Source organism: Kibdelosporangium banguiense, assembly GCF_017876405.1.
Classification (GTDB): domain Bacteria; phylum Actinomycetota; class Actinomycetes; order Mycobacteriales; family Pseudonocardiaceae; genus Kibdelosporangium; species Kibdelosporangium banguiense.
Genome location: NZ_JAGINW010000001.1, coordinates 3,058,511 through 3,072,956 on the forward strand (window position 1 = coordinate 3,058,511; position 14,446 = coordinate 3,072,956).

The 14,446-nt window shown below is 68.3% G+C and carries 11 protein-coding genes; 10 read left to right on the forward strand and 1 reads right to left on the reverse strand.

Translation table 11 applies throughout. The features are described from left to right. The first annotated feature begins 110 nt into the window (after window positions 1-110). Window positions 111-2,444 carry a DNA helicase PcrA gene (pcrA, locus tag JOF56_RS14725; RefSeq protein ID WP_209638108.1) on the forward strand — a complete coding sequence of 778 codons (2,334 nt, stop codon included), beginning with the start codon at window positions 111-113 and terminating at the stop codon, window positions 2,442-2,444. Between the two features lie 120 nt (window positions 2,445-2,564). Further along, window positions 2,565-3,305, forward strand: coding sequence for an aspartyl/asparaginyl beta-hydroxylase domain-containing protein (locus JOF56_RS14730; RefSeq protein WP_209638110.1), 741 nt, complete (start codon window positions 2,565-2,567; stop codon window positions 3,303-3,305). 484 nt (window positions 3,306-3,789) lie between these two features. Here the strand turns inward: JOF56_RS14730 and JOF56_RS14735 are convergent, their stop codons facing one another. Further along, window positions 3,790-4,560: a M23 family metallopeptidase gene (locus JOF56_RS14735; RefSeq protein ID WP_307855102.1), complete on the reverse strand. Its 771-nt coding sequence runs from the start codon at window positions 4,558-4,560 to the stop codon at window positions 3,790-3,792. Window positions 4,561-5,408: 848 nt separating this feature from the next. Here JOF56_RS14735 and JOF56_RS14740 point away from each other — a divergent pair. The 8 genes from JOF56_RS14740 to purH all read left to right on the forward strand — a co-directional run bounded on the left by JOF56_RS14740 (window position 5,409) and on the right by purH (window position 14,408). Continuing rightward, window positions 5,409-7,241: a hypothetical protein gene (locus tag JOF56_RS14740; RefSeq protein ID WP_209638114.1), complete on the forward strand. Its 1,833-nt coding sequence runs from the start codon at window positions 5,409-5,411 to the stop codon at window positions 7,239-7,241. After that, window positions 7,238-7,588: a hypothetical protein gene (locus JOF56_RS14745; RefSeq protein WP_209638116.1), complete on the forward strand. Its 351-nt coding sequence runs from the start codon at window positions 7,238-7,240 to the stop codon at window positions 7,586-7,588. The genes JOF56_RS14740 and JOF56_RS14745 overlap by 4 nt, the downstream gene beginning before the upstream one ends. Window positions 7,589-7,681: 93 nt before the next feature. Continuing rightward, window positions 7,682-8,860, forward strand: coding sequence for an ADP-forming succinate--CoA ligase subunit beta (gene sucC, locus JOF56_RS14750; protein ID WP_209638118.1), 1,179 nt, complete (start codon window positions 7,682-7,684; stop codon window positions 8,858-8,860). Between the two features lie 5 nt (window positions 8,861-8,865). Next, a complete protein-coding gene (sucD, locus tag JOF56_RS14755) occupies window positions 8,866-9,753 on the forward strand; it encodes a succinate--CoA ligase subunit alpha (protein ID WP_209638119.1) in 888 nt (295 codons plus the stop codon). A gap of 281 nt (window positions 9,754-10,034) precedes the next feature. Then, the gene (locus JOF56_RS59490) at window positions 10,035-10,664 is read left to right on the forward strand and encodes a DUF5336 domain-containing protein (protein WP_281065439.1); all 630 of its coding nucleotides are present in this window, start codon (window positions 10,035-10,037) and stop codon (window positions 10,662-10,664) included. Window positions 10,665-10,803: 139 nt separating this feature from the next. Further along, the gene (locus JOF56_RS14765; RefSeq protein WP_209638123.1) at window positions 10,804-12,162 is read left to right on the forward strand and encodes a cell division protein PerM; all 1,359 of its coding nucleotides are present in this window, start codon (window positions 10,804-10,806) and stop codon (window positions 12,160-12,162) included. A 96-nt stretch (window positions 12,163-12,258) separates the two neighbouring features. Next, window positions 12,259-12,846, forward strand: coding sequence for a phosphoribosylglycinamide formyltransferase (purN, locus tag JOF56_RS14770; RefSeq protein WP_307855103.1), 588 nt, complete (start codon window positions 12,259-12,261; stop codon window positions 12,844-12,846). Then, window positions 12,843-14,408: a bifunctional phosphoribosylaminoimidazolecarboxamide formyltransferase/IMP cyclohydrolase gene (gene purH / locus JOF56_RS14775; RefSeq protein ID WP_209638125.1), complete on the forward strand. Its 1,566-nt coding sequence runs from the start codon at window positions 12,843-12,845 to the stop codon at window positions 14,406-14,408. Before purN ends, purH begins: the two co-directional genes overlap by 4 nt. Window positions 14,409-14,446: the final 38 nt, after the last annotated feature.

Sequence of the window (14,446 nt, forward strand, 5' to 3'; positions counted from 1 at the left end):
TTCGATTCCCGGCGAACTAGGCAGGATTGCGCCACGGTTCCGAAGTTGATCTGCACACCTGTGCGAGTCTGATGCGGGGTTTGTCGGTGGGGCGGGTACCTTTGTTCGCGATGAGCGCCCTCTTCGAGCTTCCCGGTACTACTCCTGTCAATCCGGCTGTCGCCGCCCTGATCGAGGGCCTCAACGACCGGCAGCGCCAGGCCGTCGAGCACAGCGGTTCGCCGCTGCTCGTGGTCGCGGGCGCCGGTTCGGGCAAGACCCGGGTGCTGACAAGGAGAATCGCGTATCTGCTGGCGGCGCGGAACGTGCATCCCGGCGAGATCATGGCGATCACGTTCACCAACAAGGCCGCCGCGGAGATGAAGGAGCGCGTGGCCGACCTGGTGGGCGGGCGCGCCAAGTCGATGTGGGTGTCGACGTTCCACTCCATGTGCGTGCGGATCATGCGCCGCGAGGCCAAGACGATCGGCATGACGTCGAACTTCTCGGTCTACGACTCCGACGACACGCGCCGGCTGATCACGCTGGTGGCCCGCGATCTGGATCTCGACCCGAAGCGGTACGCCGCCCGTTCGCTGGCCGTGCAGATCTCGAACCTGAAGAACGAGCTGATCGACCACGAGGCCGCGGCCGGCCGTGCCACCAACGACTTCGAGCGCCGGGTCGCCGAGGTGTACGGCGTCTACCAGAACCGGCTCACCCAGGCGAACGCGTTCGACTTCGACGATCTGATCATGAAGTCGGTCGAGCTGCTGCAGGCCTTCCCGGACGTCGCCGAGTACTACCGGCGCCGTTTCCGGCACGTGCTGGTCGACGAGTACCAGGACACCAACCACGCCCAGTACATGCTGGTCCGTGAACTGGTCGGGGTCGGCGCGGGCGACATCCCGCCCGGCGAGCTCTGTGTGGTCGGCGACGCGGACCAGTCGATCTACGCCTTTCGGGGTGCGACGATCCGCAACATCGAGGAGTTCGAGCGGGACTACCCGGACGCGACCACCATCAAGCTGGAGCAGAACTACCGCTCCACACAGACGATTCTGTCCGCGGCGAACGCTGTCATCTCGCGTAACCAGGGCCGGATCGAGAAGCGGCTGTGGACCGACTCCGGCCAGGGCGAGAAGATCGTCGGCTACGTCGGCGACAACGAGCACGACGAGGCCGCGTTCGTGGCTGGAGAGATCGACAAGCTGGTGGACACCGGCGAAGCCCGCAACGGTGACATCGCGGTGTTCTACCGGACCAACAACCAGTCGCGGGTCTTCGAAGAGATCTTCATCCGGCTTGGCCTGCCGTACAAAGTCGTTGGCGGCGTGCGGTTCTACGAGCGCAAGGAAGTCCGGGACGCGTTGGCGTACCTGCGGGTGCTGGCCAACCCGGAGGACACGGTGTCGTTGCGCCGCATCCTCAATGTGCCCAAGCGTGGCATCGGCGATCGCGCGGAGGCCGTTGTCGCGACGCATGCCGAGCAGCAGCGGATCTCGTTCAACGCCGCCCTCCGCAAGGCGGCCGAGGGCCAGGTCCCGATGCTCAACCCGCGGTCGGAGAAATGCATCGCCGGGTTCGTCGAGCTCATCGATTCCTTGCGCGCCTTGGTCAATGACGGTGTGGCCGAGTTGCTCGAGGCCATCATCGACCGCACCGGCTACCAGGCTGAGCTGGAGGAGAGCGACGACCCCCAGGACGCGACCCGGCTGGACAACCTGCGCGAGCTGGTCACGGTCGCCCGGGAGTTCGCCCAGGTGCCGCCCGCGATCGAAGACGAGGAGACCTCGCCGGAGATGGGGTCGCTCGAGGCCTTCCTGGAGCGTGTTTCCCTTGTGGCGGACGCGGATCAGGTGCCGGACGCGGAATCCGACGGTGTGGTCACGCTGATGACGTTGCACACCGCGAAAGGCCTGGAGTACCCGGTCGTGTTCAGCACCGGCTGGGAGGACGGGATCTTCCCGCACATGCGGGCGCTGTCCGACAACGCAGAACTGGCAGAGGAACGCCGTCTCGCCTACGTGGGGATCACGCGTGCGCGGGAGCGGCTGTACCTGTCGCGGGCCGTGATGCGGTCCGCGTGGGGGCAACCGTCGACCAACCCTGCTTCCCGCTTCCTGGACGAGATCCCGGCCGAGTTGATGGACTGGCGCAGGATCGAGCAGTCCCGGCGCTCGTCCGGCCCGTCCGCGGCCACCACGTGGAGCCGGTCCGGTTCGGACTCCGCCCAGGCCAGGATCGCCGCCCAGGGCATGCGTTCCACGTCCTTCAAGGGCTGGCAGGACACGCCCGCGCTGAAGCTCGAGGCAGGCGACCGCGTCAACCACGACAAGTACGGCCTCGGCACGGTCGTCGCGACCGACGGCCAGGGCCCGAGGGCCACCGCCACGATCGACTTCGGCAGCTCCGGCACGATCCGGCTGATGCTGATCGGCAGTGTCCCGCTGGTGAAACTCTGAGCCCTTAGGGGTTGATCCCTGAAGTTTCTTTCAGGGGCGCATAAGACCGTTCCCCGATGCGTGCGATCCATTCCCGGTAAAGGATCGGAGCTGACAGACACACGCTCTGGGGAGAGGCACATGAACACCAAACCTATTCAGGACGCGGTCAGCAACTGGTTCCGGCGCACGGCGGGCGGTGATCAGCGCCCGGTGATGTTCGACATAAACACGACATATCCGGCACTGCGCAGCCTGGACGTTTCGTATGCCGATATCCGGGCCGAACTCGAGGGCGTCCTGGCCGACCGCGAGACCCTGCCGGCCTACCACGATCTTGACCCCGACCAGGCGACGATCTCCAACGTCACGCCGAATCAGTGGAAGATCTTCTACCTCTGGGCGATGGGCGAACGGGCGGAGCCGAACGCGTCCAAATGTCCCAGGACCAGTGCGCTGCTGGCCTCGATCCCGAACGTCTTCCAGGCGTTCTTCTCGATTCTGGAACCCGGGAAATCAATTCCGGAGCACGAGGGCCCGTATTGCGGCTACCTGCGTTATCACCTCGGCCTGATCGTCCCCGACGACGCACCGCCACGCATTCGTGTGCGCGACGAGTGGTACACCTGGCAGGAAAAGCAAAGCGTCCTCTTCGATGATTCGTGGAATCACGAAGTGGTCAACGAGAGCACCGGCGAACGAATCGTCCTGATCGTCGACGTCCTGCGCCCCATGCCCCTGCCTCAGACCATCGTCAACCATGGTGTCGCGGTGGCGGCCCGGTACGTCTACGGCCGCAAGGTCCTCCAACGCGCCGCCGAAGCCCGTCCAGCACCCTCCCCGGCACCCGAGCCCACTCCGGCTTCCGCGAACACGCACTGACCGGCTTTGTCGCGCTGGTCATTTACGCACCGCAACACGCCCGGCATCGCCCCGGCCGCAGCGCTGCCCGGCCCCGAGCGAAGAAGCCGGCCAGCGTGGGGCGGGGTGGAAATGACCGGCTTTGGCGACAAAGCCCGTCCGAGCGGAGCGAGGACATCAGAAACTGTCAGACCTCTGTGCTTGACTGCGGAACATGCAGGCGAACCTGGGCAAGCAAGGGGTGGTGACATCGTGGATGAGATCTTGTTTCGCGCGCTTGTCGAGCGTGTGGGCGGCTATCTGGACGGCGTTGAGCGGCTGTCTTGGGGACAGCCGGGTCAGTTTTCGGAGGCGGGGCGGGAGCTGCGCAGGCTTGCTGGTGCCTGGCGGTCGCTCCTCGGGGTGCACGCGCCTTCGGGCCGTGGCCGACGATGCTCAGGGTGTCAGACGTCGCGTGGGTCCCCGGCGATGTGCTCGGTGTGGCGGGTCGCCGGGGCCTGGTTCGTCAGAGCTTGACGTTGCGCTGCGCGAGCCAGGGGGCGGGGTTCATCTTGCGGCCGCTGGAGTCCCAGATCTCGAAGTGCAGGTGGGTTCCGGTGGACTGACCGCGGTTGCCCATCCGGGCGATCTGGTCGCCGGCCTTGACCTTGGCGCCTTCTTTGATCGTTATCGAGTCCATGTGGCCGTAGACGCTGACGGTGCCGTCGGCGTGGAGGATGCGGACCCAGAGGCCGAATCCGCTGGCCGGGCCCGCCTCGATCACGACGCCGTCGGTGACCGCGCGGATCGGGGAGCCGAACTTGCCCGCGATGTCCACGCCGAAGTGGGTCGTGCCCCACCGGGCGCCGAAGCCGGAGGTGAACACGCCCTCGGCGGGCCGCACGTACTTCGGCCGGGTGGCCTCGGCCTTCTCGGCCTCGATCTTGGCGGTGCGGTTGGCGATGAGCTGGGCGCTCTGGGTCAGCTTGCGGGCTTCCGAGCCGGCGTCGGTGACCTGCGCGACCGTGAGGATCTCGGGGGCCGCGGCGTCAGTGACCGAGTCGCCGCCGACGCCGAACGCGGCGGTGGCGCCATCAGTGTTCGAAAGCGGGGCGATGTCGTCACCGGAGGCGCCTGCCTTCAGCGTCTGACCTGCTGCTGCGGCCGCGAACGCGCCAATGGCGACGGCGGCGACAACCACGCGACCACGCAACGCGGGTGGCGGCGCCGGAAGCCGGTGCGCACCACGCTCTGCACGATCGTCGCCGGGAGCGCGGTCAAGCGCTTCCAGCAGCACTGCAGACTGCTTCTGCCCGCCGGGGGAGCGGTGTCGAGACAAAGCCTGCCCTTCTGTCTCGGGGAGATCCGGGCGGGCGCACCTCGGCTCGCGGGGACGAGCTCTGGCGTGGACACCGGGCGGGGGAACCCGGGTGAGTGGTTCGGGGGACCACTCCATCCAGCCGTGACCGGACCGTGACAACGGACCGGGGGACAGTAACGGGGGGAGACAGTCCAGGGCAACTTCCCAGACGCACGTTGTGCCGAACAGGTTGCCTCGAGAGATCGCTGTCCAGCCACTATTACCCAAAGTTAGAGGGATATAACACGCTCGGATGTGACCTGCGTTACGCCAACTGGGCGGTTCGCAACCCCATTCGGGGGTCTGACGTCCTGTCCTGAATCGGGTCGTTCGGAAGCCGCTCGCAAGCCGTGATCAACGCCCGGCGGTATGCAGCCCGTGCAACTTATCGGTAATCACTTGCACCCGGACTGTGCCGCGCCACGCACGGGTGCGAACCCCGCTGAGTCGACGGTCACCACCGGGGTTGCCCGATGGCGGGAACCGGCCTGCCGGGCAAGCCTGGGCCCACCGGTTCGGTTACTGCGACGGCCGATCGCAGCCTGCTGACCTGGGTAGATGCCGATCTTCAAGTGGAGCACGGGCGGCCGGCGGCCGACGGATCTCCGGCCTGGTGCACGGCCTGTCCTCCGGGCGGCCCAGGCGGGTGCCGTTCGGCGAATCGCCGCCGCCGCTCACTGGATGACGGTGACCTGGCCTTATGTCGGGTTGTCGCTGGTAGGCGGGGTGCGTCCGGTATGGACGTGGTCGGATGCGGCCATAGTCAGCTTGCTAGGTTCGGGCCGATGAGTTCGCGGACCCGATCGTCGGAATCCCGGCCCGCGCGGCCGGAAACCGACCCGACCCCCGAGGGTGCTGACCCAGTGGCTGACCGGCTGAGCTGGGCGGAAGTGCCGGCATTGCTCAAGGTGGCGGTGCTTGTCGCGGCGGTCGGGGCGGTGCTGAGAGCGGTCGGCCCCGTGATCGGTGTCGTCGACGCTGCCCCCGCGTACGGCAGCGGGCCGTTGCTGATCGCGCTGGCGATCCTGCCTGCGCTGGTCGCGGGCGGGCTCCTGGCAGCGAAGCGGCCGATCACCGCCGCCGGTGTCCTGATCGGCGGGGCGTTGCTCGGGATCGGGCTGCTGTTCATCGACCTGCAGCTCGTCGCGGACGCACTGGTTGTGTCCCGGCCTGAACTGGCGGTGCCGACGAGCCTGGATCCATTGGCGGCGGGCGCGGGCACGTGGCTGCTTGTGGCCGGGCATGTGCTGACGATCGCGGCGGGCGCGATGGTGCTTTTGCGCGCCGGCGCGCAGCCAGGTTCCGTGATCGCGGCCGAGTTCGACGAGTCCACTGAGGCCGAAGCGGCCGAGCGGAAGCGCCTGCTCGGCTGGGGTCTGGCGTTCGGCGGGCTGACGGCGCTCGGTCTGGCCATGCCGCCGTTCGCCTCGGACAACGCGTTCATCATCACGCCCGACCTGATGAACGGCCCGACTCTTGTCCTGGCGGGCGGACTGATCAGCGTCATCGCGATCGTCCTGGGCATCGTGCTCGCGGGTACGGCGCGCACGCCGAAACTCAGCCGAGGTGTCCTGCTCGGTGTCGCCATCGCGGTGCTGGCTTTCCTGCTGCCACAGCAGATCGCGGGATACTCGGTCGACTGGTTGCACACCGACTGGCGGTCCTACCTGGCGACGGCCGGTGTGGCCGGACTGGTCGCCGTCGCGCTGATCAGGCCGAAAACCAAGACTGCCAAGCAAAGCGCGCCGGTCGAGTACACCGCGGGCCGTTGGCACGTGATCGCCGGAGTGCTGGCGATCCTCGGCGGCGGTGCCGCGATCCTGGGCCGTACCAGTGACTTGTTCGTCGTGGAGATCCCGACGGACACCCCGATCAGCCAGACCGACGTCCTTGTCCTGCTGTCCGGCGTGCGCCCGGCGGAGTACGCGAACCGCCTGCTGCTGCCCGCTGGTCTCCTTCTTGTTGTGCTTGGTGTTCTCCTTCTGATCAGGCCTGTCGCCGCGCTCGCGCGGCCAGCGCTGAGCGTTGCCTGGGTCGGGATTCCGTTCGCCGGGTTCCTTGCGCTGGACGCGTTGTTCACCGCGACAGGAACAAGCAGTGCCATCCGGTCCGGCGCCGCCGCATGGTGGACAGTGGCCGCCGTGTTGCTGGCTATCGGCGCGGCAGTGTGCGCGATGGCGGCGGGCGCCGTCGAGCGTGACGACGTCGACCTCACGGACCGTCCGTCCAACATCATCCTGATGGCGCCGGTGGCGGCCGCGATCCTGTTCGCGATCGGCGCGTTCGGGCTGCCGACCATGCGGGCGCCCGAGTACGTCGCCCCCGGGATCTGGTCGAACTTCCGGCTCGCCTCGTGGGGCCTGCTGATCGCGCTGATCGCAGTGCTCATCGCCGCGGTGCTCGCGGCGCGCAGCCGCCCGTCACGAGCTGCCTCGCTCCTGCTCGGTAGTGCCGCGCTCGTCGCGGTGCGCGGGCTGGAGTTGCCATTGACGCAGGAGCGCGCCGAGGGAATCACCGGCGGACCGGGCACGTGGTTGTCGATCGCGTGCGCCGCGGCCTTCGTGATCAGTGCGTTCGTCGCGCTGGCGGTAAAGCCAGAGCCCGCCAAACGCCGATGATCCGGCTGCTGCTGGTCGAACTCGAATCGGACGACATCGAGACGCAAACGCTCGCGCGAGCGCTCCGGGACCGTGGCGTCGAAGTCGTCTACGCGACGGCCGCGACCGCCGAGGAGATCGCACACGCCGCGATCCAGGAGGACGTGCGAGCCGTTGGTCTGGTGATCCGCACGGACGACCATCGCCGGATCGGTGCCGAACTGGCCGCCGAGACCGTGGTGTTCGCCACTGCGGAGGGCGACGAGCATGCTCTGCGGACGGCCGGAGTCAAGGCGGTTTTCCGGCCCGACAACGTCGAGGGCGTTGTGACCTGGGCTTCCGGCCAACCAGCCGGTCACGTGCGGTGACCGACCTCACCAGTACCGACGGCCCGGCCCGCATCGCAGGTCGCTAGGGTCTTTTCGTCCAACGCAGTACAAGTGGTTGAGCAGGAGCTCTCAGTGGACCTGTACGAGTACCAGGCGAAGGACCTCTTCGCCGCCCACGGAGTGCCGGTGCTGCCGGGCTCCGTGGCTGACAACCCCGAAGACGCCAAGGCGATCGCCGCGGAACTCGCGAGCACGGTCGTGGTCAAGGCGCAGGTCAAGACCGGCGGCCGCGGCAAGGCCGGCGGCGTCAAACTGGCCGACACCCCCGAGGACACGCAAGCCAAGGCCGAGGCGATCCTCGGTCTGGACATCAAGGGCCACGTGGTCCGCCGGGTGCTGGTCACGCCGGCGTCCGACATCGCCGAGGAGTACTACTTCTCGTTCCTGCTCGACCGGGCCAACCGCAAGTTCCTCGCGATGGCGTCCGTCGAGGGCGGCATGGACATCGAAGAGGTGGCCGCCACCAAGCCCGAGGCACTCGCCAAGATCCTGATCGACCCGATCGAGGGCGTGGACCTGGCCAAGGCCAAGGAGATCTCGGCCGCCGCGAAGTTCCCCGAGGCCGTGGCCGGCCAGGTCGCCGAGGTCATCGTCAAGCTGTGGGACGCCTTCGTGGCCGAGGACGCCACCCTGGTCGAGGTCAACCCGCTGGTCCGGGACCCGCAGGACAAGATCATCGCGTTGGACGGCAAGGTCACGCTGGACGACAACGCCTCCTTCCGGCACCCCGCGCACGCGGACCTGGTGGACACCGCCGCGGAGGACCCGCTCGAGGCGGCCGCCAAGGCCAAGGACCTCAACTACGTCAAGCTCGACGGCCAGGTCGGCATCATCGGCAACGGCGCGGGCCTGGTCATGTCCACTTTGGACGTCGTGGCCTACGCGGGCGAGAAGCACGGCGGCGTCAAGCCGGCGAACTTCCTCGACATCGGTGGTGGCGCGTCGGCCGAGGTGATGGCCAACGGCCTGGAGATCATCCTGTCCGACCCGGACGTGCGCAGCGTCTTCGTGAACGTCTTCGGCGGCATCACCGCCTGTGACGCGGTCGCCAACGGCATCGTGCAGGCCTTCGCCCTGCTGGAGTCCCGCGGCGAGGCGGTCAGCCGCCCGATCGTGGTCCGGCTCGACGGCAACAACGCCGACGAAGGCCGCCGCATCCTGACCGAGGCGGCCCTGCCCGGCCTCGAGCAGGTCGACACCATGGACAACGCGGCCGACAAGGCCGCCGCACTTGCCTTTGCGGGGGCGTGAGACAGATGGCCATCTTCCTCAACGAGAACTCCAAGGTCATCGTCCAGGGCATGACCGGCTCCGAGGGCACCAAACACACCAAGCGGATGCTCAAGTCGGGCACGAACATCGTCGGCGGCGTGAACCCGCGCAAGGCGGGCACCGAGGCCGACATCGACGGCACCCTGATCCCGGTGTTCGGCTCGGTGGCCGAGGCGATCGAGAAGACCGGCGCGGACGTCTCGGTGATCTTCGTTCCGCCGAAGTTCGCCAAGGACGCCGTGATCGAGGCGATCGACGCCGAGATCGGCCTGGCTGTCGTGATCACCGAGGGCATCCCGGTGCACGACTCGGCGTACTTCTGGGCGCATGCCTGCGCGAAGGGCAACAAGACCCAGATCATCGGCCCGAACTGCCCCGGCGTGATCTCGCCCGGCAAGTCCAACGCGGGCATCATCCCGGCCGACATCACCGGCCCGGGCAAGATCGGCCTGGTCTCGAAGTCCGGCACGCTGACCTACCAGCTGATGTACGAGCTGCGGGACATCGGCTTCTCCACCGCGGTGGGCATCGGCGGCGACCCGGTCATCGGCACCACGCACATCGACGCGCTCAAGGCGTTCCAGGATGACCCGGAGACCGAGGTCATCGTGATGATCGGTGAGATCGGCGGCGACGCCGAGGAGCGTGCGGCGGCGTTCATCAAGGAGAACGTCACCAAGCCGGTCGTCGGCTACGTCGCGGGCTTCACCGCGCCGGAGGGCAAGACCATGGGCCACGCGGGCGCGATCGTGTCCGGTTCGGCCGGTACCGCCGCCGCCAAGCAGGAAGCCCTTGAGGCAGCGGGCGTCAAGGTCGGCAAGACCCCGAGCGCGACGGCAGCGCTGGCGCGGGCGATCGTCGAAGGCAATTGAAGTTCAAAGGTCATTAACTGACAGGGCCGGGCGCTGGTGTAGCGTCCGGCCCTGCCATATGCAGTAACCGGCTCGGCCGGAGGGAACCGAGACGTGCCGGTCTGCGTCAGAAGTGGAAAAATTCTGTCCGAACTGTCGTGGTTAGCCGAGGAGAGCGTGCGATGACCTACCCGAGCGGAGCACCGGGCGGTTACCCGGGTCAAGGCCCGCACCAGCCACAGCCCGGTCCAGCAGGCTATGGTCCCCCGCAAGGTCACGGTCACGGTGCTCCGGGCCTCAAGTTGAGCCTTCCGCAGATCCTCGCGCTGGTCGCGGGCGGTCTCGGCGTGCTGAACCTCTTCCTTGGCTTCGCCCCGCTCATCACCGGCAGCAGCTTCTACGAGTCGGGCGTCGGTGCGTGGATCCCGGCCGTGCTGCTCATCGGTGGTCTGCTGCAGTTGCCGGCGATCCTGCCCGGTGACGACAAGCCGGGCCTCGCGCCGGCCGCTGTCACCACTGGTGGCACGCTCGCGTTCCTGTTCATGGTCTTCGCGTTCCCCGCCAGCCTCGCGGCCGGTGGCGTGATGGTCCTGATCTTCGGCATCCTGCAGATGGGTGCCGCGGTCGCGGCGTACCTGTACGAGATCGGCATCCTCAAGCCGCCCGCGCCCAACCCGTACGGTGCCGCACCCGGCCCGGGCTACCAGCCTGGCTTCCCGCCGAGTGGCGCGTTCCCCGCGCAGCCCCAGCCGGGCCAGCCGCCGCAGGCCCCGCCCACGCAGCAGCACCCGCAGCCGGGCCAGTTCGGCACGCCGCCCCCCGGTGGCCCCGGCCAGCAGACCCAGTTCGCGCCGCAGCAAGGCCAGTTCGGTACCCCTCCCGGCACGCCGCCGGGCGGGTACCCGCAGCAGCAGCCGCCGCAGGGGCTGTAACCAGTCGTCGTACAGCGGGGCAGACCGACGGTCTGCCCCGCTGTCGCATGTAGACACTCTGTGACCGGTTCACTTGATCGGCTGACAGGCGGGCGCGCCCTCACTGGCCGATCTTGGTCCGGCTGCCAGTGTGCCTGGTATGTCGCTGTACCCCGACCTGGACGAAGACCTTGATCCCGATCTGGAGCGCGGCCGGGTCCGGGCGTTGCTGGTGGCTTCGGCCGGACCGTTGTTCATGGGGTACGCGGGTGTTGTCGTCCTGCTCACGCTGGTGATCTCGGTAGCGACAAAGGCCGAGATCACGACCGCGTCGGTGCTGTCCGCGGCGTTGCCGGGCTGGCTCGGCGCCTACCAGGTGCCGCTGGACCTGGGCGGGCACGATCTGGGTGCGCTGCCGTTGCTGCCCACGTTGCTGGTCGTGCTGCTCGTCGGCCGTGCTGCCGGCAACGCCGCCGACCGGATGGAGATCACCTCGGCACGCGACACGGTTTCGATCGTCGGGGCGATCGCGGTGACGCACGCGATCGCGGGCGGCGTGATCGCAGGAGCGACGTCTTCGGCCGCGTTTCTCGACGGAATGCTTGTGCCGGCTGTGGTTTCGGCTCTGGCTGCGATCATCGGGCTGGCCCGTCGCGGGTACTTCGAAGAGCTGATCGAGCGGGTCGACGAGCTGGTGGTGCACGGCCTGCGGGCCGGGCTCATCGGGCTGGCCGCGGTGCTCGGCATCGGCGCGTTGATCTTCCTGCTCGGCCTGTCGATGTCGTTCATGACGGTCAAAGCGCTGTTCTCGCCGGGTATCGGGGACAGCGTGGGGATGTTTCTGCTCTCTGTGCTGTACCTGCCGAACGCCGTGCTCGGCGGGACGGCGTTCGCGGCCGGTCCGGGCGTGACGATCGGCAGCCTGACCGCGACTCCGTTGCACTTCAGCGGTGGTCCGTTGCCTGGTGTGCCGATCTTGGCCGCCTTGCCGGAAAGCGGTGCTCCTTGGTGGCCGCTCGTGTTCGTGCTGCCGCTTGCCGCAGGCGCGCTGGTCGGCTGGGTGTTGCGGAACTCGAGCGAAGATCCGATCGCACGGCTGCGTGCTGTGGGCGCTGCGGCCGTGGTGGTCGCGGCGAGTTGCGTGGTCCTTGGCCTGGGTTCCGGCGGACGGCTCGCGAACGGTGTGTTCAACCCGCTGAACATGCATCCGTGGAGCCTGGGCATGGCGATGCTGCTGTGGATCGCGTTGCCGGGGGCTGTGGTCACGTGGTGGGCCGGGGCACGGCTGGTGCTCGCGCCGTCTCGGGGCCTGCTCGACGACTCCGACGACTCCGACGACTTCACTGTGGCCGAGGCCGCAGCCGAAGAAGCTCCCGAAGAGGAGACCGACACCGCGGAGGAAGAGCCGCCGGCCGCCGAGCAGGAACAGCCCGACGAGGAGCCGGCCGAGCAACCACCCGCCGAAACTGCCGAGCAATCTCCTGACAGGGCCGACCTGCCGGACGAGATCGACAAGTGAGCACCTAGGCTGGCCGTAATCGACCCAGGCCAGGAGATCACGCTGAGCGCTCAACCCAGGGAACGGCTCGTTCTTCCCACCCCCGCCAAGGTCGTCGTGCTCGTCTCCGGATCGGGCACCCTGCTGCAGGCGTTGCTGGACGAGACCCGCGACGAGACCTACCCGGTTACCGTCGTCGCGGTCGGTGCCGACCGCGACGGGATCGAAGGGCTGGCGCGGGCCGAGCGAGCCGGTGTGCCCACGTTTGTCGAACGTGTCCGTGACCACACCGACCGGTCCGGGTGGGATCAGGCACTCACCGAGCAGGTCGCCAAGTACGGGCCGCACCTGGTGGTCTCGGCCGGTTTCATGAAGATCCTCGGCCCGGCGTTCCTGGGGCAGTACGCGGGACGAGTGGTCAACACGCACCCCGCCCTGCTGCCCGCGTTCCCCGGCGCGCACGCCGTCGAAGAGGCGATCGCGTACGGCGTGAAGATCACCGGCAGCACGGTGCACCTGGTGGACAGTGGCGTCGACACCGGGCCGATCCTGGCGCAGGAGCCGGTCCTGGTCGAACCCGGCGACGGCGTCGAGGACTTGCACGAACGGATCAAGACGGTGGAGCGGCGGCTGCTGGTCGACGTGCTCGCGCGGCTCGTGCGCGAGGGCTGCACCGTGGACGGACGAAAGGTGAGCATCCCGTGAACTCAGAGACGCGTCCCGTTCGGCGGGCGCTGATCGGCGTCTCGGACAAGACCGGTCTGCTGGAGCTGGCGACCGGGCTGCACGCGGCCGGCGTGGAGATCGTGTCCACCGGCGGGACCGCGAAGGTGCTCGCTGACGCGGGCGTGCCCGTGACCCCGGTCGAGGAGGTCACCGGTTTCCCCGAGTCGCTCGACGGCCGGGTCAAGACGCTGCACCCGCGCGTGCACGCCGGCCTGCTGGCCGACACGCGCCGCCCTGAGCACGTGCAGCAGCTGGAAAGCCTGGAGATCAAGGCTTTCGACCTGCTTGTGGTGAACCTGTACCCGTTCGAGCAGACGGTCGCCTCCGGTGCCTCGCCGGACGACTGCGTCGAGCAGATCGACATCGGCGGGCCGGCGATGCTGCGTGCGGCCGCCAAGAACCACGCCTCGGTCGCGGTCGTGATCGACCCGTCGCGGTACTCCTGGGTGCTGGAGAAGGTCCAGGAAGGCGGTTTCACCCTCGACGACCGCAAGCGGCTGGCGCTCGAGACCTACCGGCACACGGCGTCGTACGACATCGCTGTGGCGTCCTGGATGGGCAGCGTGCTGTCGCCGGACGACGAGGGCAGCAACTTCCCGGGCTGGGTCGGCGCGAGCTGGAAGCGCTCGAACGTGTTGCGCTACGGCGAAAACCCGCACCAGAGCGCCGCGTTGTACGTCTCCAGTCACGGTGGTAGCGGCCTCGCGACTGCGGAGCAGTTGCACGGCAAGGAGATGTCGTACAACAACTACGTCGACGCCGACGCGGCCTACCGTGCGGCCTACGACCACGACGAGCCTGCGGTCGCGATCATCAAGCACGCCAACCCGTGCGGGATCGCGGTGTCCGAAATAGACATTGCCGAAGCGCATCGCAAGGCGCACGCGTGCGACCCGGTCAGTGCGTACGGCGGCGTGATCGCGTCCAACCGTGAGGTCACGCTGGAGATGGCCGAGCAGGTCGCGGAGATCTTCACCGAGGTGATCCTCGCTCCGTCCTATGCGGACGGTGCGGTGGACGTGCTGACTCGCAAGAAGAACATCCGTATCCTCGTCACGCCCGAGCCTCAGCGCGGCGGCGCCGAGATGCGTGCGGTCTCCGGCGGGCTGTTGCTGCAGACCAAGGACACTCTCCAGGCCGAGGGTGACGATCCGGCCGAGTGGACGCTCGCGACTGGCACCCCGGTCGACGAGGAGACGTTGGCCGACTTGGCTTTCGCGTGGCGTGCGTGCCGCGCGGTGAAGTCCAACGCGATCCTGCTGGCCGTGGGCGGCGCGACCGTCGGCGTCGGCATGGGCCAGGTGAACCGGGTCGACTCGGCCCGGCTGGCGGTGACCAGGGCAGGCGACCGGGCCAAGGGCTCGGTGGCCGCGTCCGACGCGTTCTTCCCGTTCCCGGACGGCCCCCAGGTCCTGATGGACGCGGGCGTCAAGGCGATCGTGCACCCGGGCGGCTCGATCCGGGACCAGGAAGTCATCGCCGCTGCCGAGGCCGGTGGCGTCGCGCTCTACCTGACCGGCACCCGCCACTTCGCGCACTGATTTCGATGGGTGGCCGGCCCGGTGTCAGCCGGGCCGGC